The 24,110-nt window shown below is 38.6% G+C and carries 36 protein-coding genes and 1 pseudogene; 1 reads left to right on the top strand and 36 read right to left on the bottom strand.

From position 1 onward, the window contains the following. The 32 genes and pseudogenes from JHD79_RS23225 to JHD79_RS19140 all read right to left on the bottom strand — a co-directional run. A pseudogene (locus tag JHD79_RS23225) lies at positions 1 to 121 on the bottom strand (DNA-directed RNA polymerase subunit alpha); the annotation flags it as partial. Between the two features lie 77 nt (positions 122 to 198). Beyond that, complete coding sequence (gene rpsD, locus JHD79_RS19290; protein ID WP_199120992.1) at positions 199 to 807, bottom strand: 30S ribosomal protein S4; 609 nt, start codon at positions 805 to 807, stop codon at positions 199 to 201. Positions 808 to 873: 66 nt separating this feature from the next. Then, positions 874 to 1,263: a 30S ribosomal protein S11 gene (gene rpsK, locus JHD79_RS19285; RefSeq protein WP_199120991.1), complete on the bottom strand. Its 390-nt coding sequence runs from the start codon at positions 1,261 to 1,263 to the stop codon at positions 874 to 876. A gap of 80 nt (positions 1,264 to 1,343) precedes the next feature. Beyond that, positions 1,344 to 1,721, bottom strand: a complete 378-nt coding sequence (gene rpsM, locus JHD79_RS19280) for a 30S ribosomal protein S13 (RefSeq protein WP_199120990.1) — start codon at positions 1,719 to 1,721, stop codon at positions 1,344 to 1,346. Between the two features lie 74 nt (positions 1,722 to 1,795). Beyond that, complete coding sequence (gene rpmJ / locus JHD79_RS19275; protein ID WP_199120989.1) at positions 1,796 to 1,912, bottom strand: 50S ribosomal protein L36; 117 nt, start codon at positions 1,910 to 1,912, stop codon at positions 1,796 to 1,798. 1 nt (position 1,913) lies between these two features. Then, positions 1,914 to 2,132 (bottom strand): translation initiation factor IF-1, encoded by a 219-nt coding sequence (gene infA, locus JHD79_RS19270; RefSeq protein ID WP_010599888.1) that lies wholly within the window; start codon positions 2,130 to 2,132, stop codon positions 1,914 to 1,916. Positions 2,133 to 2,203: 71 nt separating this feature from the next. After that, entirely contained in the window at positions 2,204 to 2,989 is a 786-nt protein-coding gene (gene map / locus JHD79_RS19265; protein ID WP_199120988.1) for a type I methionyl aminopeptidase, read from the bottom strand. A gap of 6 nt (positions 2,990 to 2,995) precedes the next feature. Next, complete coding sequence (secY, locus tag JHD79_RS19260) at positions 2,996 to 4,336, bottom strand: preprotein translocase subunit SecY (protein WP_199120987.1); 1,341 nt, start codon at positions 4,334 to 4,336, stop codon at positions 2,996 to 2,998. Between the two features lie 3 nt (positions 4,337 to 4,339). Continuing rightward, positions 4,340 to 4,786 (bottom strand): 50S ribosomal protein L15, encoded by a 447-nt coding sequence (gene rplO, locus JHD79_RS19255; RefSeq protein WP_199120986.1) that lies wholly within the window; start codon positions 4,784 to 4,786, stop codon positions 4,340 to 4,342. 103 nt (positions 4,787 to 4,889) lie between these two features. Then, complete coding sequence (gene rpmD / locus JHD79_RS19250; protein WP_199120985.1) at positions 4,890 to 5,069, bottom strand: 50S ribosomal protein L30; 180 nt, start codon at positions 5,067 to 5,069, stop codon at positions 4,890 to 4,892. A gap of 4 nt (positions 5,070 to 5,073) precedes the next feature. Then, positions 5,074 to 5,592 (bottom strand): 30S ribosomal protein S5, encoded by a 519-nt coding sequence (gene rpsE / locus JHD79_RS19245; RefSeq protein WP_199120984.1) that lies wholly within the window; start codon positions 5,590 to 5,592, stop codon positions 5,074 to 5,076. Positions 5,593 to 5,609: 17 nt separating this feature from the next. Further along, the gene (gene rplR, locus JHD79_RS19240) at positions 5,610 to 5,963 is read right to left on the bottom strand and encodes a 50S ribosomal protein L18 (RefSeq protein ID WP_199120983.1); all 354 of its coding nucleotides are present in this window, start codon (positions 5,961 to 5,963) and stop codon (positions 5,610 to 5,612) included. Positions 5,964 to 5,968: 5 nt separating this feature from the next. Further along, the gene (rplF, locus tag JHD79_RS19235) at positions 5,969 to 6,526 is read right to left on the bottom strand and encodes a 50S ribosomal protein L6 (RefSeq protein WP_199120982.1); all 558 of its coding nucleotides are present in this window, start codon (positions 6,524 to 6,526) and stop codon (positions 5,969 to 5,971) included. An 18-nt stretch (positions 6,527 to 6,544) separates the two neighbouring features. Next, complete coding sequence (gene rpsH, locus JHD79_RS19230) at positions 6,545 to 6,943, bottom strand: 30S ribosomal protein S8 (RefSeq protein ID WP_199120981.1); 399 nt, start codon at positions 6,941 to 6,943, stop codon at positions 6,545 to 6,547. 158 nt (positions 6,944 to 7,101) lie between these two features. Next, a complete protein-coding gene (rpsN, locus tag JHD79_RS19225) occupies positions 7,102 to 7,371 on the bottom strand; it encodes a 30S ribosomal protein S14 (protein WP_199120980.1) in 270 nt (89 codons plus the stop codon). Continuing rightward, a complete protein-coding gene (rplE, locus tag JHD79_RS19220) occupies positions 7,371 to 7,937 on the bottom strand; it encodes a 50S ribosomal protein L5 (RefSeq protein ID WP_199120979.1) in 567 nt (188 codons plus the stop codon). Before rplE ends, rpsN begins: the two co-directional genes overlap by 1 nt. Next, positions 7,937 to 8,278 carry a 50S ribosomal protein L24 gene (gene rplX, locus JHD79_RS19215; protein ID WP_370583360.1) on the bottom strand — a complete coding sequence of 114 codons (342 nt, stop codon included), beginning with the start codon at positions 8,276 to 8,278 and terminating at the stop codon, positions 7,937 to 7,939. Before rplX ends, rplE begins: the two co-directional genes overlap by 1 nt. Before the next feature lies 1 nt (position 8,279). Then, entirely contained in the window at positions 8,280 to 8,648 is a 369-nt protein-coding gene (gene rplN, locus JHD79_RS19210; protein WP_199120978.1) for a 50S ribosomal protein L14, read from the bottom strand. Between the two features lies 1 nt (position 8,649). Further along, positions 8,650 to 8,904 carry a 30S ribosomal protein S17 gene (gene rpsQ / locus JHD79_RS19205; RefSeq protein WP_199120977.1) on the bottom strand — a complete coding sequence of 85 codons (255 nt, stop codon included), beginning with the start codon at positions 8,902 to 8,904 and terminating at the stop codon, positions 8,650 to 8,652. A gap of 13 nt (positions 8,905 to 8,917) precedes the next feature. Then, on the bottom strand, positions 8,918 to 9,127 hold the full coding sequence (rpmC, locus tag JHD79_RS19200; protein WP_199120976.1) for a 50S ribosomal protein L29: 210 nt from the start codon (positions 9,125 to 9,127) through the stop codon (positions 8,918 to 8,920). 75 nt (positions 9,128 to 9,202) lie between these two features. Then, on the bottom strand, positions 9,203 to 9,625 hold the full coding sequence (gene rplP, locus JHD79_RS19195) for a 50S ribosomal protein L16 (protein ID WP_199120975.1): 423 nt from the start codon (positions 9,623 to 9,625) through the stop codon (positions 9,203 to 9,205). 34 nt (positions 9,626 to 9,659) lie between these two features. Beyond that, positions 9,660 to 10,490 (bottom strand): 30S ribosomal protein S3, encoded by an 831-nt coding sequence (gene rpsC, locus JHD79_RS19190; RefSeq protein WP_199120974.1) that lies wholly within the window; start codon positions 10,488 to 10,490, stop codon positions 9,660 to 9,662. A gap of 5 nt (positions 10,491 to 10,495) precedes the next feature. Then, positions 10,496 to 10,858 (bottom strand): 50S ribosomal protein L22, encoded by a 363-nt coding sequence (rplV, locus tag JHD79_RS19185; protein ID WP_199120973.1) that lies wholly within the window; start codon positions 10,856 to 10,858, stop codon positions 10,496 to 10,498. A 7-nt stretch (positions 10,859 to 10,865) separates the two neighbouring features. Next, the gene (rpsS, locus tag JHD79_RS19180; protein WP_008244581.1) at positions 10,866 to 11,132 is read right to left on the bottom strand and encodes a 30S ribosomal protein S19; all 267 of its coding nucleotides are present in this window, start codon (positions 11,130 to 11,132) and stop codon (positions 10,866 to 10,868) included. Continuing rightward, positions 11,132 to 11,956: a 50S ribosomal protein L2 gene (gene rplB / locus JHD79_RS19175; protein WP_199120972.1), complete on the bottom strand. Its 825-nt coding sequence runs from the start codon at positions 11,954 to 11,956 to the stop codon at positions 11,132 to 11,134. Before rplB ends, rpsS begins: the two co-directional genes overlap by 1 nt. A 25-nt stretch (positions 11,957 to 11,981) precedes the next feature. Beyond that, positions 11,982 to 12,272, bottom strand: coding sequence for a 50S ribosomal protein L23 (gene rplW, locus JHD79_RS19170; RefSeq protein WP_199120971.1), 291 nt, complete (start codon positions 12,270 to 12,272; stop codon positions 11,982 to 11,984). A gap of 1 nt (position 12,273) precedes the next feature. After that, a complete protein-coding gene (gene rplD / locus JHD79_RS19165; protein WP_199120970.1) occupies positions 12,274 to 12,903 on the bottom strand; it encodes a 50S ribosomal protein L4 in 630 nt (209 codons plus the stop codon). Between the two features lie 4 nt (positions 12,904 to 12,907). Next, positions 12,908 to 13,525 carry a 50S ribosomal protein L3 gene (rplC, locus tag JHD79_RS19160; RefSeq protein ID WP_199120969.1) on the bottom strand — a complete coding sequence of 206 codons (618 nt, stop codon included), beginning with the start codon at positions 13,523 to 13,525 and terminating at the stop codon, positions 12,908 to 12,910. Between the two features lie 585 nt (positions 13,526 to 14,110). Further along, positions 14,111 to 14,500 carry a DUF1634 domain-containing protein gene (locus JHD79_RS19155; protein WP_199120968.1) on the bottom strand — a complete coding sequence of 130 codons (390 nt, stop codon included), beginning with the start codon at positions 14,498 to 14,500 and terminating at the stop codon, positions 14,111 to 14,113. Then, positions 14,500 to 15,336: a sulfite exporter TauE/SafE family protein gene (locus tag JHD79_RS19150; protein WP_199120967.1), complete on the bottom strand. Its 837-nt coding sequence runs from the start codon at positions 15,334 to 15,336 to the stop codon at positions 14,500 to 14,502. Before JHD79_RS19150 ends, JHD79_RS19155 begins: the two co-directional genes overlap by 1 nt. 198 nt (positions 15,337 to 15,534) lie before the next feature. Beyond that, positions 15,535 to 18,087: an adenosylcobalamin-dependent ribonucleoside-diphosphate reductase gene (locus JHD79_RS19145; RefSeq protein WP_199120966.1), complete on the bottom strand. Its 2,553-nt coding sequence runs from the start codon at positions 18,085 to 18,087 to the stop codon at positions 15,535 to 15,537. 196 nt (positions 18,088 to 18,283) lie between these two features. Continuing rightward, positions 18,284 to 19,540: a prephenate dehydrogenase gene (locus tag JHD79_RS19140; RefSeq protein WP_199120965.1), complete on the bottom strand. Its 1,257-nt coding sequence runs from the start codon at positions 19,538 to 19,540 to the stop codon at positions 18,284 to 18,286. Between the two features lie 73 nt (positions 19,541 to 19,613). On the opposite strand from JHD79_RS19140, the gene JHD79_RS19135 reads away from it, so the two are divergent. Continuing rightward, entirely contained in the window at positions 19,614 to 20,402 is a 789-nt protein-coding gene (locus JHD79_RS19135; RefSeq protein WP_233164790.1) for a hypothetical protein, read from the top strand. A 4-nt stretch (positions 20,403 to 20,406) separates the two neighbouring features. On the opposite strand, the gene JHD79_RS19130 is transcribed toward JHD79_RS19135, so the two are convergent. The 4 genes from JHD79_RS19130 to JHD79_RS19115 are packed head-to-tail and all read right to left on the bottom strand — an operon-like array spanning position 20,407 to position 23,988. Next, positions 20,407 to 21,636 carry a M14 family metallopeptidase gene (locus tag JHD79_RS19130; RefSeq protein ID WP_199120964.1) on the bottom strand — a complete coding sequence of 410 codons (1,230 nt, stop codon included), beginning with the start codon at positions 21,634 to 21,636 and terminating at the stop codon, positions 20,407 to 20,409. Between the two features lie 40 nt (positions 21,637 to 21,676). Further along, complete coding sequence (locus JHD79_RS19125) at positions 21,677 to 22,618, bottom strand: hypothetical protein (protein ID WP_199120963.1); 942 nt, start codon at positions 22,616 to 22,618, stop codon at positions 21,677 to 21,679. Positions 22,619 to 22,676: 58 nt separating this feature from the next. Next, positions 22,677 to 23,372, bottom strand: coding sequence for a hypothetical protein (locus JHD79_RS19120; RefSeq protein ID WP_199120962.1), 696 nt, complete (start codon positions 23,370 to 23,372; stop codon positions 22,677 to 22,679). Positions 23,373 to 23,382: 10 nt separating this feature from the next. Next, the gene (locus tag JHD79_RS19115) at positions 23,383 to 23,988 is read right to left on the bottom strand and encodes a hypothetical protein (RefSeq protein WP_199120961.1); all 606 of its coding nucleotides are present in this window, start codon (positions 23,986 to 23,988) and stop codon (positions 23,383 to 23,385) included. Positions 23,989 to 24,110: the final 122 nt, after the last annotated feature.

Below are 24,110 nucleotides of genomic sequence, written 5' to 3'. Positions count from 1 at the left end.
GGGCATTACCAATTGTTACACCGAAACCGGGCTCTAAAGGACGAAATTCAAATTGACCATCGAAATCGGTTGATTTCTGCATGATTACCTTATCGGGTTTCTGAAATGCTAAAATTGCCATTTATAATGTTTTTAGATCGTTTATTAATGTTGTGTAACGTAAAAAGTTAAAGCCCAATAGGGCTTTAACCATTATGATTACTTAGAGTATAACTCTACTATAAGGTTTTCTTTAATGTTTTCAGGTATCTCATCGCGATTAGGGTATGATAAAAATTTACCAGATAATTCGCGTGCATTCCAATCTAACCAAGAAAACTTGTTGATTGATCTACCTGCAACAGAGTTAGTAATGGCTTCAAGAGATTTTGATTTCTCTCTTACTGCAACTACATCACCAGCTCTTAATTGATATGATGGAATATTAACCACCTCACCATTTACAGTTACATGCTTGTGGCTAACCAATTGACGTGCACCTGAACGGGTTGGGGCAATACCTAGTCTATATACAGTGTTATCTAAACGTGCTTCTAATAATTGTAATAAATTATCACCGGTAATACCTTGACGTGATGAAGCTTTAGTGAACAGGTTACGGAATTGTTTTTCTAACACACCATAAGTGTATTTTACTTTTTGTTTTTCCATTAACTGTACTGCGTATTCAGATTGTTTTCCTCTTCTTTTCGAAGCGCCATGTTGGCCTGGAGGATAATTTTTTCTATCTAATACCTTGTCAGGGCCAAAAATAGGCTCTCTGAATTTACGGGCGATTTTGGACTTTGGTCCGGTATATCTTGCCATTTTTTTTTGATTTTAAAGTATCTTACAACCTGAAGCTGCAGACTCTTAGCTTTAAAAATTAATTGATTAAACTCTTCTTTTCTTAGGAGGACGACATCCATTGTGTGGAAGTGGGGTAATATCTTTAATAGACAATACTTCCAGTCCTGCAACTTGCAAAGTTCTGATTGCAGATTCACGACCTGAACCAGGACCTTTAACAAAAACCTCAACTTTACGTAAACCTAAATCAAAAGCTACTTTACCGCAATCAGATGCAGCTTGTCCAGCAGCATATGGGGTGTTCTTTTTAGAACCTTTGAAACCCATTTTACCAGCAGACGACCATGAAATAGTTTGACCGTTGTTATTTGTTAAAGTAACAATGATGTTGTTGAACGTAGCGTTGATATGCGCCTGACCAACAGACTCTATGACAACAATACGTTTTTTGGTAACTTTTTTACTCTTAGCCATGTTATTTTTTAACGATTTATGATTTACGAACTTGAATTAACACAGTAATCCCCCACCGTAAATCTGTAATCTAAAATTGATTATTTAGATGCCTTTTTCTTGTTAGCAACTGTTTTTCTCTTTCCTTTACGGGTACGAGAGTTGTTTTTAGTACGTTGACCACGAACAGGTAATCCTTTTCTATGACGCAAACCACGGTAACATCCAATATCCATTAAACGTTTAATGTTCAATTGAACCTCAGAACGCAAAGCACCTTCTACTTTAATGCTATCGTTAATAATGGTACGAATAGCCGACAACTCATCGTCAGACCAGTCTTGTACTTTTTTGTTGAAATCGATTCCTGCTTGCGTCAAAATGCTCTGAGCAGTAGATTTACCTACACCATAGATATAAGTTAAACCAATTTCACCTCTTTTGTTTCTTGGTAAATCTATACCTGAAATCCTTGCCATATTTGTGTTTGTTTTTTAAATGAACGACCGAACGGCGGGCCACCGTTGTGCGGGAATCGTTCCAATGTTTTTAATTATCCCTGACGTTGTTTGTATTTAGGATTTTTCTTGTTAATCACGTAAAGCTTTCCTTTACGGCGAATAATCTTACAATCAACGCTACGCTTTTTAATTGATGATCTAACTTTCATTTTATTTGTATCTATAAGTGATTCTGCCTTTTGTTAAATCATAAGGCGACATCTCTAGTTTAACTTTATCCCCAGGTAAAATTTTGATGTAGTGCATCCTCATCTTACCAGAAATATGTGCAATAATCTCATGGCCATTTTCAAGTTCCACCCTAAACATGGCATTCGATAATGCTTCTCTTATTACTCCGTCTTGTTCAATTGAGGCTTGTTTAGCCATATTCTATTGATTTTTACTTAATTAGCTGCTATTAAACAGGGTTGCAAAATTAAATATTTTTTTTCAAATATTTAACTTTTTTCTTTTAAAACTTCTTCTATCAACGAAAAAGTACTCAAAACGTCTGCTTTCCCTTTTTTAATGGCCACAGTATGTTCAAAATGTGCAGATGGTTTGTTGTCCTTTGTGGTTACGGTCCAACCATCCGACCAAAATTTGACGGCAGCAGTACCCGCATTAATCATAGGTTCAATAGCCAATACCATCCCTTCTTCCAGTTTGATCCCACTTCCACGTTTCCCATAATTTGGAACTTCGGGTTTTTCATGGAGCTTTACACCTACCCCATGTCCTACCAGCTCTCTTACTACACCAAAATCATTCTGCTCTGCATGATATTGAACAGCATAAGCAATATCGCCTATTCGCATACCTACAACAGCTTTTTCAATAGCAAGGGTTAAGCATTCTTGCGTAACCTTGGTCAGCTTTTTCTGTTCTTCACTTGTCTCACCTATAGAAAAAGTATAGGCCGAATCTCCAAAGTAATTGTTTTTGATTACCCCACAATCTACAGAGATCAGGTCTCCTTCTTTAATGACATAATCATTTGGAAAACCATGAACTACCTGTTCATTTGGTGAAATGCACAATGAATTTGGGAAACCACCATAATTAAGAAAAGCTGGCACAGCTCCATGATCTTTTATGAATTCATATGCCAGCTTATCTAATGCTATAGTGGTAATACCGGGTTTAATCACCTTGGCAACCTCTGCCAAAGTTTTAGACACCAGTAAGGAACTTTCTCTAATTAACTCTATCTCTTCCTGAGATTTGTAATAGATCTTAGACATGTAATATTATAATGCAGCTCCGCTTGTACTGGTTGCAGCAGGTATTCCTGTACGACCTGTTACCCTACCTGTCTTCATTAACCCATCATAATGACGCATTAATAAATAGCTTTCTACTTGTTGCAGCGTATCTAATACCACACCAACCAAGATCAACAATGAAGTTCCCCCAAAGAAATGCGCAAACTCTTGTTGAATACCAAGTTTTACAGCAAACGAAGGTAAGATGGCGATGATGGCTAAGAACAACGATCCTGGGAAGGTGATCTTAGAAATTACATCATCAATAAAGGAAGATGTTGCCAATCCAGGTTTAACACCCGGGATAAAACCTCCATTTTTCTTCATATCATCCGACATTTGCGTAGGATTTACCGTAATTGCTGTATAAAAGAAGGTAAAGGCAATAATTAGAAAAGCAAACGTTAAACTATAAGTTAACGAAGTAATATCTGAATATTGATGTAACCAGCTTTCTTGCAGCGATGGGAATAATCCGATCAAGGCACTTGGCACAAACATCAATGCCTGAGCAAAAATGATAGGCATTACACCTGCTGCATTCACCTTTAAAGGAATGTATTGTCTTACTCCTCCTACTTGCTTATTGCCTACAATTCTTTTTGCATATTGAACAGGCACTTTACGTACACCTTGCACAATAAGAATAGTAAACATGATCACTGCATATAAGGCTACGATCTCCAATACCAATCTGATCAATCCACCATCATTTCCTGCAAAAACAGAACTTACCTCTTGCTGAATAGCCATTGGTAAGCGGGCAATAATTCCCACCATGATGATCAAGGATGTACCATTACCGATACCTTTATCCGTAATTTTCTCTCCCAACCACATTACAAACAAAGTACCTGCAGTTAAAACAAAGCCTGCCAAAATATAGAACAATGAATGGTCTATGATAATGGCCTCTGGAGTAACCTGAGTTTTCACATAACCAACGGCCTGAACCGCTGTAATAGCTACAGTCAGGTAACGCGTATACTGTGTAAGTTTTTTTCTACCGCTTTCACCTTCTTTCTGCATTTTTTGGAAAGTAGGTACTGCAATCCCCAACAACTGAACAACGATAGACGCCGAAATGTAAGGCATAACTCCTAACGCTACGATAGAAACTTTAGAAAAAGCTCCCCCAGCAAACATATCTAACAGTCCCAAGATACCGCTTTTTTCGGTGTGCGTTAATTGAGCAGGATCTACACCTGGTAGCACCACTTGACAAACGAGCCTGTAGATAACAAGAATCATGAGCGTAAATAATATACGCCCTTTTAATTCTTCAATTTTCCAAATATTACTTAAAGTAGTAAATAGCTTCTTCATTAATTACAATTTTACGATTGAGCCTCCAGCAGCTTCAATAGCTTTTTGTGCAGTTGCAGAAAAAGCATGAGCTGTAACTTCTAATTTAGCTTTAACTTCTCCACGACCAAGGATTTTTACCAAGTCATTTTTAGAAGCTAAACCATGCTCTTGCAATGTAGCAAAATTTATAGTAGTTAAACTAAATTTTTCTGCTAATCCTTGTAATACATCTAAGTTTACGCCAACATACTCTGTACGGTTAATTGGTTTGAAACCAACTTTAGGCACACGACGTTGCAAAGGCATTTGACCACCTTCAAAACCAATTTTGGTTGAGTGACCCGAACGTGAACCAGCTCCCTTATGACCACGAGTAGATGTACCACCACGACCAGAACCTTGACCACGACCAATTCTTTTGCTACTTTTTACAGAACCTTTTGCAGGTTTTAAATTACTTAAGTTCATTTTTTGATAAAACTTGTTGTGTTGCCCTTCGCTTTCACTAATCAGGGTCAACGATAAATAAATAAAGATCTGTTGGCCTAAAAAAACCAACAGATCTTAATAATTAAATAGTCTCTAGAGCTACTAAGTGATTAACTTTTCTTACCATCCCAATAATGGCAGCGTTGGCCTCCACTTCTACACTTTGGTTAACTTTAGTTAAGCCCAAAGCTTTCATTGTTCTTTTTTGGCGTTCGCTTCTATCGATAATGCTTTTTATTTGGGTAATTTTAATTTTAGCCATGATATTATCCGTTAAAAACTTTGTTTAAATCTACACCACGGTTTTGGGCTACAGTATAGGCATCACGCATTTTCGTTAATGCATCTACTGTTGCTTTTACCACGTTGTGTGGATTTGATGAACCTTTTGATTTTGCTAATACGTTATGGATACCAGCACTCTCTAATACAGCACGCATCGCACCACCGGCAATTACACCAGTACCTACTGCTGCAGGTTTGATTAAAACAAAACCACCAGAAAACTTACCGATTTGTTCATGTGGTACGGTGCCATTTAAAATAGGAACTTTTACCAAGTTCTTTTTAGCATCGTCTACACCTTTAGCAATAGCTTCTGTTACCTCTTTCGCTTTACCCAAACCATAACCAACAACGCCGTTCTCATCACCTACAACTACGATAGCTGAAAAACTGAAAGTACGACCACCTTTGGTTACTTTAGCAACACGTTGGATGCTAACTAAACGATCTTTTAACTCAATCTCGCTAGTTTTTACTCTTTTTATATTGATAGTTGACATTTTATCTTATTTAATGATTAAAATACTAGACCACCTTCGCGGGCACCATCTGCCAACGATTTAACACGACCATGGTACAAGTAACCATTCCTGTCGAAAACAACTTCTTTAACACCAGCGGCAATTGCTTTTTCGGCAACTAGTTTACCTACTGCTACTGATTGCTCAGATTTGTTTCCTGTAGCATTGAAATCTTTAGATAAAGATGATGCTGCAACTATTGTCTTACCAGTTTCATCGTTGATGATTTGAGCATAAATACCTTTATTGCTTCTATAAACTGATAAACGTGGACGGTTTTCAGATCCAGTAAGTCTTTTTCTGATACCTTTTTTAATACGCTCTCTGCGTGATAATTTTTTTCCTGCCATTTTAATTATTTTTTAGAAGCTGATTTACCTGCTTTTCTTCTTAACACTTCACCAACAAACTTGATACCTTTACCTTTGTAAGGTTCTGGAGCACGTAACGAGCGGATTTTAGCTGCTACTTGACCGATCAATTGTTTATCAATACTTTCTAAAATGATTTTAGGAGTTTGACCTTTCTCTGATAAGGTAGTCACCTTAATTTCTTGTGGCAACTGGAAAACATAATGGTGGGAATAACCTAGAACCAGGTCCAAAGTATTACCTTGGTTGCTGGCACGGTAACCCACACCTACTAACTCTTGTTCTAATTTATAGCCTTCTGTTACGCCAATAACCATATTATTGATTAAAGAACGATACAAACCATGTAAAGCTCTATGTCTTTTCTGATCTGTTGGACGGCTTACCGTTAATACGCCATCTTCTTGCGAAACAGTGATATCTGAATCTACTAATTGGGTTAATTCGCCTTTAGGGCCTTTAACCGTTACCAAGTTATTTTTAGCTATGGTAATGGTAACACCTGCAGGTACATTAATCGGGTTTTTTCCTATTCTTGACATTGTACTGATCTCCTTTAATTAATAAACGTGACACAATACCTCACCGCCAATGTTCAATTTGGCTGCTTCTTTATCAGTCATTACACCTTTAGAAGTAGATAAGATTGCGATACCTAAACCATTTAATACTCTTGGCATATTGTCAACGCCTGCATATTGTCTCAAACCTGGTTTACTGATACGGGTTAAAGTACGGATTGCAGGAATCTTAGTGATCGCGTTATATTTCAAAGCGATTTTAATGATACCTTGAGCTGTAGTGTCTTCAAACTTGTAGTTTGCAATGTAACCTTTGTCGAAAAGAACCTTAGTGATTTCTTTTTTAAGGTTAGAAGCGGGAATTTCTACAATTCTGTGATTTGCTTTAATAGCATTTCTTAATCTTGTAAGATAATCCGCTATTGGATCTGTATTCATTGTTATTGATTTGTGATAATGGTTTCCGCCGGCTACCTCACCCTTGGACCTTTTATCGGTTAAAATTCTAATTGTTGTTATATACTAATGAGCTATAAGCTGTAAGGGCTGCAAAAATACAACTTACAACTTATAACTCAAAAAATATAACTTCTTTATTACCAGCTCGCTTTTCTAACGCCAGGAATTTTTCCTGCCAAAGCCATATCGCGGAATAATACCCTTGATATACCGAAAGTACGCATATATCCACGAGGGCGACCAGTTAACTTGCAACGGTTGTGCAAACGCACAGCTGAAGAGTTTTTTGGTAATTTATCTAATCCAGCGAAATCACCAGCTGCTTTTAGTTCAGCACGCTTTTCTGCATACTTAGCAACCAATTTTTGGCGCTTAATTTCGCGAGCTTTTACACCTTCTTTTGCCATTATTGCTCTGTTTTTTGATTTTTAAATGGTAATCCAAATTGTTTTAAAAGTTCCAATGCCTCAACATCAGTAGTAGCAGTAGTTACAAATGTAATGTCCATACCTAAAATCTTGCTGATTTTATCGATGTTGATCTCAGGGAAGATGATCTGTTCGGTAATACCTAAAGTATAGTTACCTTTTCCATCAAATCCTTTGTCATTGATACCTTTGAAATCACGGATACGCGGCAAAGCTACGGAAATTAATCGATCTAAGAACTCATACATATTATTATCACGTAAAGTTACTCTTACACCAACTGGCATACCTTTACGCAATTTAAAGTTTGAGATATCTTTCTTAGATTTTGCGCCTACAGCTTGCTGACCTGCAATGGTGCTCATCTCAAGGATAGAACTGTCCATTACTTTTTTATCTGTTACAGAGAAACGTCCAACACCTTGGTTGATGGCGATCTTCTGTAATTTAGGAACCTGCATTACGCTTTTGTAATTGAACTTATCTTTAAGTGCAGTTACAATTTCCTCTTTGTATTTACTTTTTAATCTTGGTACGTATGCCATTATTTGATTTCCTCCCCTGAAATTTTAGCAACTCTCACTAATTTTCCGTCGGCGTTTAACTTACGGCCAACACGAGTAGTCTTACCAGATTTTGGATCAACCAACTGTACGTTTGAAATATGAAGAGCAGCCTCTTTTTTAATTATACCACCATTAGGTGTAGCAGCACTTGGCTTAGTGTGTTTTGATACGAGGTTTACCCCTTCTACCACCACTCTATTTTTAGCCACAAGAACTTCTTGTACTTTACCTTGCTGCCCTTTTGAATCTCCAGCGATAACTTTTACCAAGTCACCTTTACGGATTTTCAATTTTGCTGGTTTGTTAACTTTGTTTCCCATTTTATAATACCTCCGGTGCTAATGATACAATTTTCATGAATTGTTTTTCACGCAGTTCTCTCGCAACCGGGCCAAAAATACGTGTACCACGTGGCTCATCTTGTGCATTTAACAATACTGCTGCATTGTCGTCAAAACGGATATAAGAACCATCCTTACGTCTGATCTCTTTTTTAGTTCTAACTACAACTGCTTTAGAAACAGTTCCTTTTTTTATGTTACCAGATGGCAATGCGCTTTTCACAGTCACTACAACTTTGTCACCAATCGAAGCATATCTTTTGCCGGTTCCACCAAGTACACGGATAACCAATACTTGTTTTGCGCCGCTATTATCGGCTACGTTTAATCTTGATTCCTGTTGTACCATCTTATTTAGCTCTTTCTAAAATTTGTACCAATCTCCAGTTCTTGTTTTTACTCAGCGGACGAGTTTCCATAATCAATACGGTATCACCTACACCGCATTCATTTTTTTCGTCATGAGCCATAAATTTGGTAGTTTTCTTTACGAACTTACCATAAATCGGGTGTTTCACTTTACGCTCCACCGCAACTACAACAGACTTATCCATTTTGTTGCTTACTACCAACCCGGTTCTTGTTTTTCTTAATTGTCTTTCCATTTCGACTCTAAAGTTATTTAGTTTCAGTAGCTGACTGAGCTTTTAGCTGAGTCAATTCAGTGTTTAATCGGGCTATACCTTTTCTTACCGCTTTGATACGGTTAGGATTCTCGATAGCCGAAATTGTATGCGCAAATTTTAACTTAACTAAATTTTGTTTTTCCTCTGCAATTTTAGCTACTAATTCTTCTTGTGAAAGCCCTTTGATTTCTGAGTTTTTCATTTTACTTAATTTTATGTGATGGGTCTAGCGGTTATAATAACAAGTTACTTACAACATTGATCCCATTACTCCTTTTTATGCTTCTACGTAATCTCTACGTACTACAAATTTTGTTTGAACAGGTAATTTCTGAGCAGCAAGTCTTAATGCTTCTTTGGCTATTTCCAAAGGTACACCCTCTGCTTCAAAAAGGATACGTCCAGGTCTAACAACGGCTACCCAATATTCAGGGGCACCCTTACCTTTACCCATACGTACTTCAGCTGGTTTCTTAGTTACCGGTTTATCTGGAAAAATTCTGATCCAAACTTGACCTTCACGTTTCATGAAACGAGTTACCGCAATACGGGCTGCCTCTATCTGGCGACTTGTGATCCAAGTAGCTTCTAAAGATTTTATTCCAAAAGATCCGAATGACAATTCAGCACCACGAGTGGCTAAACCTTTCATTCTGCCTTTTTGCATCTTTCTGAACTTGGTTCTTTTTGGCTGTAACATTTTATTTAAATATTATCGTTGAACGATTTGTTAACTATTTGCGTGGACCTCTATTGGCACCACCGCCTCTATTATCTCTTCCGCCTTGACCTGGACGACCTCCACCGCGTTTGTCGTTGTTCCTTCTGTCTCCGCCTCTGTTGTCTCTGCCACCATCACGGCCACCGAAGTTGCCTTCTGGTCTGCCACCTTTGCCTGGAGCATTGTTGGCTGCACCGATGTTAGGGGAAAGATCACGTTTACCGTAAACTTCGCCTTTACAGATCCATACTTTAATACCTATTTTACCATAAGTAGTCAAAGCTTCAGCTAAAGCATAGTCGATATCGGCACGGAAAGTATGCAAAGGAATTCTTCCTTCTTTATACTGCTCGCTACGCGCCATCTCGGCGCCGCCTAAACGACCTGAAGTCATGATCTTGATACCTTCTGCACCCATACGCATAGTTGATGCGATAGATGATTTCATGGCTCTACGGAAAGAGATCCTAGCTTCTAACTGTTTTGCAACACCTTCTGCAACTAATTGTGCATCAAGCTCTGGACGTTTAATTTCGAAGATGTTAATTTGAATTTCCTTTTTAGTTAATTTCTTTAACTCTTCTTTAATTTTGTCTACTTCTTGACCTGCTTTACCAATTACAATTCCCGGACGTGCTGTATGGATAGTTACCGTGATACGTTTTAACGTACGTTCGATTACTACTTTTGAAACACCGCCTTTTGCAATACGAGCAGAAAGGTATTTCCTTATTTTTTCGTCCTCAACTAATTTATCAGCATAGTTGTTGCCACCGAACCAGTTAGAATCCCAACCTCTGATGATTCCTAACCTGTTACCTATTGGATGTGCTTTTTGTCCCATTTCTGTTAATTAGTTTGAGTTTCAACGTTTTTACTATCTACTACTATGGTAACGTGGTTCGAACGTTTACGAATTCTATAACCACGACCTTGAGGAGCCGGTCTTAATCTTTTTAACTGACGACCACCGCCTACCATTATCGTTTTCACGTATAATTGGCTTTCTTCAGGGCGAGAACCACCATTTTTATTTTCCCAATTGTTGATTGCTGACAACAAAAGCTTCTCTACTCTTTCTGCTGCATCTTTATTGGTGAATTTCAAAATGTGTAATGCTTTCTCAACACGCTCACCTCTGATCAGATCCACAACCAAACGCATCTTACGTGGTGAGGTTGGACAATTGTTTAATTTCGCTACTGCTTCCATCTCTTAATTATTTTTTCTTTTCAGAGTGACCCCTAAATGTTCTAGTTGGAGCGAACTCCCCTAATTTGTGGCCAACCATGTTTTCTGTTACGTATACAGGTATAAATTTATTGCCGTTATGTACTGCAAATGTGTGACCAACGAAATCTGGTGAGATCATTGATCTACGAGACCAAGTTTTGATCACAGACTTCTTGCCTGAATCATTCATAGAGACTACCTTTTTCTCTACGTTATGGTCAATATAAGGTCCTTTTTTTATCGAACGAGCCATTATTTCTTCCTTTTCTCTATGATGAAACGATTTGAGTATTTTTTAAGGGTACGGGTTTTGAAACCTTTAGAGTAAACCCCATTTCTTGAACGAGGCTGACCTCCAGATGAGCGACCCTCACCACCACCCATTGGGTGATCTACTGGGTTCATTGCTACCGGACGAGTTCTAGGACGACGACCGATCCAACGGCTACGACCTGCTTTACCCAATACTTCATTTGCATGATCAGAGTTAGAAACTGCACCAATGGTTGCTAAACAGGTTACCAAGATAGATCTTACCTCGCCTGATGGCATTTTAATGGTTGCGTATTTACCATCTCTAGCCGCAAGCTGTGCGTATGCACCTGCACTACGTGCCAATTGGGCACCTTTACCAGGATGAATTTCTAAATTGTGGATAATAGAACCCAACGGAATGTTAGCTAATTTTAAAGTATTACCTACTTCTGGAGTAGCTTTATCGCCCGAAAGCACTGTTTGTCCTACTTGCAATCCTTCTGGTGCAATAATGTAACGCTTCTCACCATCAACATAGTGCAATAATGCAATACGTGCGGTACGGTTAGGATCGTATTCTATAGTAGCTACAGTAGCAGGAATATCAAACTTATCACGTTTAAAATCAATTAAACGGTAAGATTTTTTGTGACCACCACCGATATAGCGCATAGTCATTTTACCTGTATTGTTACGACCTCCCGATTTCTTAGAAGATACAACCAATGATTTTTCGGGCTTGGTTGCTGTAATCTCCGTAAAGCTGGCACCTACTCTAAAGCGGGTTCCCGGAGTGACTGGTTTAAATTTTCTTAAGCCCATAGTTATAAATTATTCAATTTTGATATTAAATATTCGCGTAATAATCTATTGTTTCACCATCTTTCAAGGTTACAATAGCTTTTTTGTATTTAGGACTACGACCTGATACTAGACCACCTTTGGTATTTCTAGATTTAGCCTTTCCTTGTACTACCATTGTATTAAGGGCAACAATAGTTACACCATACATTTGCTCAATGGCAGACTTGATCTGCAACTTGTTAGCTTTGTGATCTACCTTAAAAGTAAAACGGTTAGCTTTTTCAGTTAATGCAGAAGCTTTTTCGGTTAATATTGGTTTTTGTAAGATTTCCATATTACTTGGCAAATGCCTCCTCCAAAGTTTTAAGCGAGTTAGCAGTCAACAAAAGCTTACCTGCGTTCAATACATCATATGTATTTAGATCGCCAGCTGTAATCACTTTAGTTTTCTGTATATTTCTGCTTGATAAATAAATATTGTTGTTTTGCTCTGGCAACACTAACAAGGTTTTTTCATTAGCCAAGTTTAGTGCATTTACCAAATTGATATAGTTTTTAGTTTTGATGCTGTCAAAATTAAAATCTTCCAAAACGACTACGTTGTTATCTTGCGCTTTATAAGCTAAAGCTGATTTACGAGCCAATGATTTCAATTTCTTGTTCAATTTAAAACTATAGTCTCTTGGTTGAGGACCAAAAACACGACCACCACCATTGAACAATGGAGATTTTATGCTTCCGGCACGAGCACCACCAGTACCTTTTTGCTTATATAATTTACGGGTAGAACCAGCAATTTCGTTACGTTGCTTAGATTTGTGAGTACCTTGACGTTGGTTAGCCAAATATTGTTTCACATCTAAATAAATCGCGTGGTCGTTTGGTGTTACACCAAATACCGACTCAGGAAGTTGCACCTTGGCACCTGTCTCTTTTCCTGAAATGTTTACTACTTTAACTTCCATCTGCTTACTTATCTAAGATTACGTAAGAACCTTTAGCTCCTGGTATGGAACCACTAACTACCACAAGGTTTTGCTCAGCATAAACTTTCAAAACTTGCAAGTTTTGAATTTTCACCCTGTCGCCACCGGTTCTTCCTGCCATACGCATTCCCTTGAATACGCGAGAAGGCCATGATGAAGCGCCCAATGAACCTGGAGCACGCATCCTGTTGTGCTGACCGTGGGTCTGACCACCAACACCGGCAAAACCATGACGTTTTACCACACCCTGAAAACCTTTACCTTTCGAAGTTCCCACAACATCAATATAGTCACCTTCATTAAAGATATCTACAGTTACGGTGTCACCCAAGCTTAAAGGAGCTTCAAACTCAGGGAATTCAACCAACTTACGTTTTGGGGTTGTGTTCGCTTTTGCGTAATGACCTTTAAGAGGTTGAGTTACGTTTTTCTCTTTGGCTTCATCATATCCCAATTGGATAGATGAATAACCGTCTTTTTCTTCGGTCTTAACTTGTGTTACCACACAAGGCCCAGCTTCGATAACCGTACAAGGAATATTTCTTCCTTCCGCATCGAAAATACTGGTCATTCCTACTTTTTTTCCAATAATTCCTGACATTTTCTAAATTAAATTAACACCCATCGAAGCAGTAGGGCTTCGTTCAAGGTGGATATACAATCCCCGCTAAGGGACGGCAAAGATAGACAAGAATTATTAATTTTCAAATAGTTAGCTAAAAAAAATTTAGCTATTTGCAGACTTAGGTTTAAAGCGAGCAAAAGCGAATACCGCTTTGACCAGTATAGATTGGCAAAAACCATTAAAAAACTGGTTTTTAACACCTTACAAAATCACGTAAATATCTAATAGACGATCTAAAAATGAAACCATATAAACACACAGAGCATTTGATCTTATAAATAGTAAAGACAAATCTTCTAAACCTAGCCACTATACGCAAATTACAATGGCCATTAGGTATCTTATGAGATTTGAATTTTCGTAAAACTATGTATTTATGTGGCTGTGATTGTTATTGAGCGAAGTCTAAACAGCTTCTAAGACATGTTTTAGAAAAGTAATATCAGAAAGGCATATATCGCTTTTCGCTGTAGTTGCCAACTCTGTCGCCTCCTATTCGTTACAATAAGGTATGGCTTGCCCAAAAACATGGTAAAACACAGACTGCAATAAGCTGAACGACTAGTGAGCGAACCCACCGCTTAGGCTAACCATAATAATGGCAAGAACAATCAGGCCAATTACAACATATAGGTAGTCTTTTTCTATAAAGAAACTCACTACGGCCATAACCACTCTGGCAATAGGTGTAAAGATCAACATCAGAAGACCAAACTGGATCACAGCTGCCCCTTTAAAGCTAAGCACTTCGGCGAAAATGGAAGAGATGGAATGAAGCCCAATCTTATTAAAATCAAAAACGCCATAATCTACCTTTTCACCTGCATGGTCAACTAAATATATGAATGCTCCAAGCAGCACAATAGTCATAGACAAATATACCCCCGCCCTTAGCAAGTTACCTATTATAGATTGTATATCTTTATCTGTTATATTCTTTGAATTAGACATTAGAACCCTCCTGTTAAACCTTTATAGATCATCTGCACGGCCAAAATGGTAACCACCACGGCAAAAACGAGCTTTAACTTATCTGTCTTTGTTCTAACCAGCACCTTTGCGCCCACCGTTGCACCAATTAACACACCAATACATACCGGCATCGCAATTCCCGGATCTATCTGTCCACGATGCAAGTAAACCACGGCACTTGCCGCAGCGGTAACCCCCATCATGAAATTACTGGTGGTAGTAGACACTTTAAAAGGCAAGCGCATGATGTTATCCATGGCAATTACTTTTAATGCCCCGCTTCCAATACCCAATAATCCAGATAAAGTACCAGCAAACAACATCATAAAAAATCCACCCGCTACATTTTTTACCGCATAAGGGGTTTCTACACCTTGATTTGGATAGGAACCATTCAACCTGAAAAATTTTGCCCCCTTACTGCTGTAATCAATATTGGTATGATCGACCTTTTTCTTCAAAGTCATTAACGAAGAGAAAATTAAAATACAGCCAAATATAACAGCGACATAGCCCGCATTTAAATAAACTGCGATAACAGCGCCAAAGATCGCTCCCATAGTGGTAGCGATTTCTAAAAACATGCCTATGCGCATATTGGTCAGCCCCTCTTTTACATAAGCTGCCGCCGAACCCGTAGAAGTAGCAATTACCGATATAATGGAAGCCCCTATGGCATAATGTATATCCACCCCCAGGCCTAAGGTAAGCAAAGGAATAATAATCACTCCTCCTCCCAATCCGGTTAGAGAACCTAGGAAACCCGCTAAAAAAGCACCGATCAACACTACGATTGTAAATAACAAAACGGTCATGCCGGCAAATATAAGTCACTTGTTTCGGCTTTTTGAAATAATGTTCAATAAAAGAAATTCTATAGAATACTTAGAATTTATAGAGTTTAGGCAAGGTCCCTTTAAGGAAACCCATGACCAAGAGCACAGAAACCATCAAAGCCATACATATTAATATGTATGGCCCTAATATTTTATAATTATTTGTGTACAGCTTAATTAACCACATTTAGATGAACCGCAATCACTACAAGTCAAACAACCTTCCTGATAATGAAGATTGGTAGAATTACAACTCGAACATTTTTGTTTGTGAACCTCCGTACCATCAGGTATATAACGTTTCAAGGCTCTTGCCACCCCATTCTTCCAAGTATTGATCGCTTCGTCAAGCTGCAGACTTCCTATGAGATCTACCACCTTTTCTATGGGCATACCATGCCTAAGGGTGCTGGAAATCAGCTTGGCATAGTTCCAGTATTCAGGGTTAAACTTATGGGACAATCCTTCAATGGTTGTCTTGTATCCCCGCTGATTCTTAAATTGGAAATCGTACCTTGAACCACCATCAGCTTCTTTATTCTTAATGATCGAGCCCTGGGAAACCCACCTAGGAATTAAGATACCGTCATCATCATCTGATAGACCCGTAAAAATTTCATATGGCCGGCCATCAATCAGTCCAATAAATGCGATCCACTTATCTTTGTTATTCTGGAAACGCACCACATCTGCCTCCAGTACCTGAGGCCTAATGGTAGGAAAAGGTAGGCTTTCATTTTCTTTTACTTCTTCTTTTCCCTTATCATCCATCGCGATCAGCACACCCGACCGTGAGCCGTCCCGGTAAACGGTTACACCTTTACATCCAGCTTTCCAGGCTTCCATATATAATTCGCCCACCAATTCTTCAGAAACATCATTGGGCATATTTATAGTTACACTAATAGAATGGTCTACCCATTTTTGTATCGCCCCTTGCATCCTTACTTTTTCCAGGTAATCTACATCGTTCGAGGTTGCCTTATAGTACGGTGACTTTTTAATCAGTTCTTCCAATTCCTCCTGCGTATAGTTGTTGGTAATATCATACCCGTTGATCTCCATCCAATCTTTAAACTTGTGATGGAAAACGATGTATTCCTCCCACGAGTCTCCTATTTCATCTACAAAATCAACTCTTGCTTCCTTATCATTTGGATTCACTTTTCTACGCCTCTTATATACGGGCATAAACACAGGCTCTACCCCAGAGGTGGTTTGAGACATTAGGCTTGTGGTTCCCGTTGGGGCAATAGTTAACAGTGCAATATTCCTCCTGCCATATTCAGTCATGTCATAGTACAACTGCTCATCGGCCTCCTTTAGGCGCAGCATAAAAGGGTTGTCTTTTTCTCTTTCAGCATCATAAATGGAAAAAGCTCCTCTTTCTTTAGCCAATTGCACCGACGAACGATATGCTGCGATAGCCAGGTTTTTATGTACTTCTATAGAGAACACAGAACCCTCCTTGCTGCCATAGCGTAGGCCAAGGGCCGCCAACATATCTCCTTCTGCCGTAATGCCCACTCCAGTCCTTCTTCCTTCTTCAGCTTTTGTGCGAATATTCAACCAAAGGTTTTTTTCAGTCCTTTTTACCTCTTCTTCTTCCGGATCCTCGTTTATCTTGATCAGGATACCATCTATCTTTTCCAATTCCAGATCAATGATATCGTCCATCATACGTTGGGCAATGGCTACATGTTTGTTAAAAAGCACCCAATTGAAGGAAGCATCTTTGGTAAATGGCCGCTCTACATAAGAGAATAAATTGATCGCCAACAAACGACAAGAATCATAGGGACACAAAGGAATTTCGCCGCATGGATTGGTAGAAACTGTTTCATAACCCAGATCTGCATAACAATCTGGCAACGATTCCCTTATAATGGTGTCCCAGAACAATATGCCCGGCTCTGCCGATTTCCAAGCATTATGTACAATTTTCTTCCACAGCCTTTCGGCTTCTATTTCCTTAACAAACAAAGGTTCCTTACTATTAACCGGATACTGTTGCTTGAAAGAAGATGATGCTTCAACGGCCTCCATAAACCTGTCATTTATCCTTACCGAAACATTTGCGCCAGTCACTTTTCCCTGTTCCAATTTTGCATCTATAAAATCTTCTGCATCTGGATGCTGAATAGATACAGAGAGCATCAAAGCTCCCCTTCTGCCATCTTGGGCTACTTCCCTCGTAGAATTAGAAAAGCGCTCCATAAAAGGCACAATGCCCGTAGAGGTCAATGCTGAATTCTTAACCGGTGAACCCTTAGGTCGAATATGGGAAAGATCATGCCCCACACCTCCCCTACGTTTCATTAGCTGTACCTGTTCCTGGTCAATTTTCATAATCCCTCCATATGAATCGGACATGCCCGAATTACCGATCACAAAACAGTTTGACAGGGAAGCGATCTGAAAGGGATTTCCAATACCTGTCATTGGGCTACCTTGCGGAATAATGTATTTAAAATTCTTTATCAATTCAAAAATCTCGCTTTCGCTAAGCGGATTGGCATACTTTTGTTCTATCCTGTATATTTCCCTTGAAATACGCTTATGCATATCGTCAGGTGTTAATTCATAAAGTGCACCAAAGGAATCTTTTAGGGCGTATTTATTCACCCACACCCGAGCGGCCAAATCATCCCCTTTAAAATATTCAAGGCTGGCTTTATATGCTTCATCCTGACTATATACCTTCTGTTCCTGAGCTGTAATTGATTCCATATCTATAAAGTATTTCGTAAACTATCTTACCTCATCAAAACTACAAAAAAATAAAATTTAAAATTAAAATAATCAAAAAAAGTTAGCAAAAAATTAAAACTAAAATATTAATTATCAATAAATTAATGTTTTCAAAAAATAAAAAAGTTTACAAAAAAATTATTTCATGATTAAAAAAATAAAAATACAATTCGCATCAAACCATTAAGCGAGAGATGAGATCTGCACTTAACCGTCTACCATGTTCCAACCTGTTTTGGAAGAACGTTTTTGCCGCATCAAAATGGGCTTTATATCCATTCATATCTTCATATCCAATAATCGAAGCCCATTCATGAACGGCTGTATGAAATTCCAGGTCATCTGCCCTTATGGTTTTATCAAATAGAGCGGCATTAATCGTCTCTTCCAACAGCTCCTCATTTTTAAATAGATACTCTGCAATACCCAATCTCAGCTTAAAGGGCGGTGTTTGACAGATCAAGTGTCGATATGGATTTACCCTCATCTCATGCCAAGCACAAACCATACTCAATATGCTTAAATGAGAATTCGGCTTCCTTTGATGCGCCTTATCTGCCATACTAAAATCGTCCATAATCTTAGCATCGAGCAAAAGCAACTGATTGGCCTGATCAAATACAAAGTCCCGGGCCTTATAAATCTTTTCCCTGAACGCTTTTTCATTTTCCCCAATCATTAGTTTAAAGAGTTCACTTTCGGTTTTGGCATACTGTTTTATTTGTGCCCTTGCATAGGGGTTGAGAATGGCCAGGCCCGCATAAATATGAGCCTTATAACTGAATATACGCAATGTGGTAAGTACCTTAACATTATCGATGGCGCCAGCATATACCGCATTCTCCCATGGATAGAAACCTGCATTTTTCCATGCAGACCCCATACTTTCAAAGCCCATATGGGTTACTGCTTGGGTGTCCGCCACAATTTTGTCATGCTCGCGGTAATCTGCCATTTCGATAATGTTAGATTTTAGGGTCTGGTAAACGTCCATTATCTTCCCATATACTTCATCGCTAGCCCGGTGCCTGATTACCACAAGGGTCTGCCCATGGGTATTAAAACCCGGCCCGTGCAAAGAATGACAAGTAACAATATGTACATCTGAGGGCAGGTATTTCTCAAAAGCGGCTATTTCGGGATGCTTGACTGAAGTTTGACCAGCAACTACCGCTCCAAATTTAATCGACTTGGCAAATTGCGAAACGACCTCGTCAATCTTTTCAGCTTCTACACAGTAAATGATAAAATCAGACCTACGGGCTACTTCATTTCCATTTTCCAATACCACTACCCCTTGGCCAGAAAGTTCTTCACTCAAGGTCTGAAATCTCGTCGGGAGATCTGCTCCACAAACTTTATAACCTGCTTTTACAAATGTTAGGGCATAAAGCTTGCCCATATCACCTAAACCAATAATACCAATCCGCATTTTGCAAAGATATAGAGACAATAACCTAAAAAAATGACGCTTCTCAATTGATTTATTGATTAAACATCCTAACTTGAGCAAAGTTATTAGGGCAATAGGCTTTAAGACTGTTAATTTTAAACGGTTTTTTATTACCGACAATATTTTTTCACAATTACTGTTTTATTTATATAATGCTATTTTAGACATGAGAATACCTATACGTACTATTATTGCCACTTTATTGATTGGATTAAACGGCTTTTATGTAAGCGCCCAAGTCACCACAACTCAGGCTCCACAGGGTACGCCAATCACAAAATCATCGGCCTTTGATCGGGACACAGTAAAAAACACCGACCCTAGTTTAAACGGTCAATACCAGTTTATGCTTTCCCGTACACGCACTTCGCCAGATGGTTATAAAATGGTGGCCAGATATCGACTAGATCAACTTTGGAAAAGCGTTAATGATACACTACGTAAAGAAAGAGCCGAGAGAAAAGGGCTTCAGCAAAAGCTGATAGAACAAGAAAAAACAGTTAATTATTTGAAAACTGAAATTTCTGGAAAGGAAAGCTCTCTCAAGGAAAACACAAACAAGGTTAATGAAATCCGGTTTTTAGGCATCCCTTTTGAAAAAGGCACTTATAATATTATTGTCTGGAGTGTAATAGGCATTTTAGCTATTGCATTGGTTATCATAATCGCCAGGTCTGGAAAGAGTATCAGCGAAGCCAAGCATCGTAGTCAACTATACAACGAAATTTCTGATGAATATCAGGCTTATAAATCAAAGGCCGTTGAAAAAGAACGCAAGTTGGCCCGAGAATTACAGGATGAAAGAAATAAACTGGAAGAACTGATGAACAATAGAAAGTAGCTATTTATTTTTTCAATAGACTTTCCATCAAGACTTCGGCCACCTTTTTCCCTTTTTGTTTAATGTAGGGCCTTGGTGTATTGTCACCTACTTCATAGGTTAGGGCTTCTGCATTCAAAACTTTGCCTAACCAAGCTTTTGAAACATTACCACCATTACCAGATGGCTTAACCTCAGTTTTATTCGCTCCTTCAAAATCATGCAGCCCCTTAATCCAATCGTTAACCAAACCTGGGCTATTTGTGTCTGGTCTATACTCATTGGTATAAAGCACATCATTATAAGTGGAATGAAAATCCAGCGCAAAATAAACCTTCGCCTGCTGTCTAGCCACCTTGGCCAGCAAGTAATCTCTCACTGCCCTAGTCTCCGGCTGTTTAAATTCTATCCAGTCTCTATTTAAATCTACTGCGCCAAAACTATGTCTCCAATGCCCGGCATCCACACCATCTGGATTAATCATAGGAATGACCACAAGTTCATATTCTTTTACAAATTCTTTGGCCAAGGCCGTATTTCCCAGCAATGTTTCTACAAATTCGGTCATGGCCATATATCCTGATATTTCTGGTGGATGTTGTCGACTAAGCACCACCACGATCTTCTTCCCATCGCTTTTAGTCGAATTTAACGCAATAATTGGCTTTCCACCTATACTATAACCTATTACCTGCTTTTGCAATTCCCTACTCTTTACCAAAGCATCCATCCATTTATAAGATTGCCTAGATGAAATGATCTCTTGAGCTGCTATAGTGAGCGTGTCTTTTGTCAATTGTAGCTTAAAGGATGCCTGATCCTTTTCCTTATTGACATTAACCTCATTTATCGTTTGCCAAATTACCCCATCTGTACTTAGCTTCGGCTTGTACCTATGCTTGTCGTTGGGATAATTCAAATTGATATAGATATTCTTTTTATTATTTCCCCAAACCTTAAAAGCAAACCATGAACTGGAATTGATCGGTCTATTTTCTGCTTCTATGGTAATATTATAAGTACTATCATTCACTTTATTGAGCTGATTTAAACGGGCAGAAGGAAAATCATTGGTAAAAAATACGCCTTCTTTAGGGAAGGAAAATATTTTTTTCTCTTGCAGTTTAACTTTGATGGCTGTTGTATCCAACTTACCTATTTGGTGCGAGGATACTAAAGCCTCTTTTTTAACTGCACAAGATTGGAGTATAATTGCAAACAGCGCAAATAAGAGGTAGCATTTTTGAATTTTCATTCGTTTTCTATTTTTTAATTAATTACAGCCCGATGAATGTTTATTTATCTAAAAACAGACCATAATGATTTTTCATGTATTTGATAATGGCATCGGCAATCTTAGCTCCAGAGGCCTTACGTTCCGTAGCATTATTACGTAATCCAGATCCATTGGTTTCAAGTTGGATAGCCGACACTGTGCCTCCATTTCTCGATCCATAAGTTAAGGTACAATATCCCCCATTAAAATAATCATCATTATTAGGTTTAGGGTCTTGTTTACTCGGTACGGCTGGAACGCCTTCATTAGCTAACAAGGTACCAAAAGCATAATCACCTCTAATGAGTTGAGAAAAAGTAAATGACGAATTATTGGCAATATGTAAAATACTAGATGTTGCAGGAACACTATTTAAAATAGCATCGGAACTATTCAAATTCGTTTTAGAGACGATATAGCCCACTTCCACCCTTGGAATAGTATGTCCATGCCCATGCATATCTAAAAACAAACCTTTGCCTACATAATCGGTCACCATTTGCCTAGCATCCTTTAAAAAAGTATGGTATTCCTTCCATAAGGAATTAGCCAGCTCATTCTTATGATAAGCTTCTTCCAGCGCCCTATTAGGTTCCATACGAGACCTTGCTATTTCATTGATGATAACATGGGGACGAAGGCCAGTTTTTGCATATAGTGCATCTGAAATTGCCAGGGTAAGATCTGTCACATAAAGATCTCTAACTGTTACCGCATCTGGATGATCTCTTAATGGTATATTGGCCGTAAGTGTACCATCATGTGGCGAAGCCAAAATAATTGGAGATTTTAAATCACCAACGATAAATTTCACATAGTTATCCGTACCATACACCGTAGTATTTGGCTTATAAATATCACTTAATGGTTTTTTCTCCTCTTTCGGCTCTGTTTGATCACTTTTCTTACAAGAACAGATGACCAATACAATTAAGAAAAAGTATAAGTTAATTCTTTTCATCAGTATAAAACTTTATGCTTTTGATGGGCCCATCATTATGCTAGGCTAATTTTTCTTCTTATTTAATGATTCCTGCAGCGGTCCATTTATCTAACACTACGCCAACCACGTCTCCAACACCATAGGCAGGATCTTGATTTACATCACTGCCCCATTTATAACTGGAAGCTACGTTGGTGTCGTGCCTATAGCCCCTTATATGGGTATACTCGTGCGCCCAATGCCTAGCCAAACGTTGTGCTAAACGTTTTTCGCTAATCTTCAACCAATAATCATTTGTGGTTATTCTGGTACCACAGGCACTTGCCGAACCTAGTGTTGTGGTATTGTCGCCATTATTTCTAATATTAACCGCAATGCTAAAGGTTGAATTTGGCAGGAGGTTGTCATATACTGCCTTTCCTGCAATACTTCGTCCTACAACTGTACCTCCATAAACCCTATTAAAACAATTAGAAGTAGACTTGCTATAAGCCGAGTCATGGAAGTTTCTCTTATAGAGTTCATCTCTGAAATCTTTTGAGGAAAACACTTTGGTCAATAAATCTTGTGCTTTCTTCACCGTGTCGTTAAGTGTAGCTGGCACATTTGCATCGCTAGTTACCGTATAGGTAATAGTGAGCTTTATATCCTTTACATTCTCTATATTAGAAACCACAGGAGGATCTATGTCTTCCACTGGTTCTTGGCTTTTCTTTTTACAGGCAGCTACCACCGTAAAAATCATCAATAGCAGATATAGACTTTTTTTCATTTCAGTCCGGTTAAATCAATCCCTTTTTTGACCAAGCAGATAAAATATCACCTACTATACTACCTACTCCATAGGCAGGATCTTCATTTGTTTTCTTTCCCCATTTATAGGCTTTGTCTACCTTGTTATCATGTCTGTAACCTCTAATATGCGTGAACTCATGGGCAATATGACGAGCTAATCGCTGCGACAAGCCTTCCTTTTCGACAAGCCAGTAGTCATAGGTCGTTATTTTGTCAATACAGGCATTTGAAGATCCCATGGTACCTTTCTTATCCCCATTATTCTTAATGGTAATCAATAGGTTGATGTTCTTGTTGGCAATGAGGTTATCATATACTGCCTTACCCGCTATTCTTCCATTCTTTGAGTCATAAACTGTTTCAAAACATCCCTTTTTTGATTTGCTGTAAGCCGAATCATTATAGCTTTGTTTATATAGTTCTTCCTTAAATTCTTTAGAATAAAAAACCTTGTTGAGCAATTCTTGAGCTTTTTTCAAGGTATCTGCAAAATGATCGGGTACCTTAGCTCCATTTTCAACCTTAAATTTGATATCAAATCTTACTTCATCGTTCTGAGGCCAAAAATGTTTCGTCTTCTTTTTTAGGGACATCGTAAAAGCCAGAGCAGAAATAGCTGTCTCTTATACACATCTCCGAGCCCACGAGACCTGCGTAAAAAAGGGGGGGGGGGGGGGGGGGGGGGGGGGGGGGGGGGGGGGGGGGGGGGGGGGGG

Origin of the sequence: Pedobacter sp. ASV28, assembly GCF_016428855.1 — a bacterium.
Taxonomy (GTDB): Bacteria; Bacteroidota; Bacteroidia; order Sphingobacteriales; family Sphingobacteriaceae; genus Pedobacter.
Note: the sequence above shows the minus strand (reverse complement) of the source record. Positions and strands in the feature narration are given on the sequence as shown.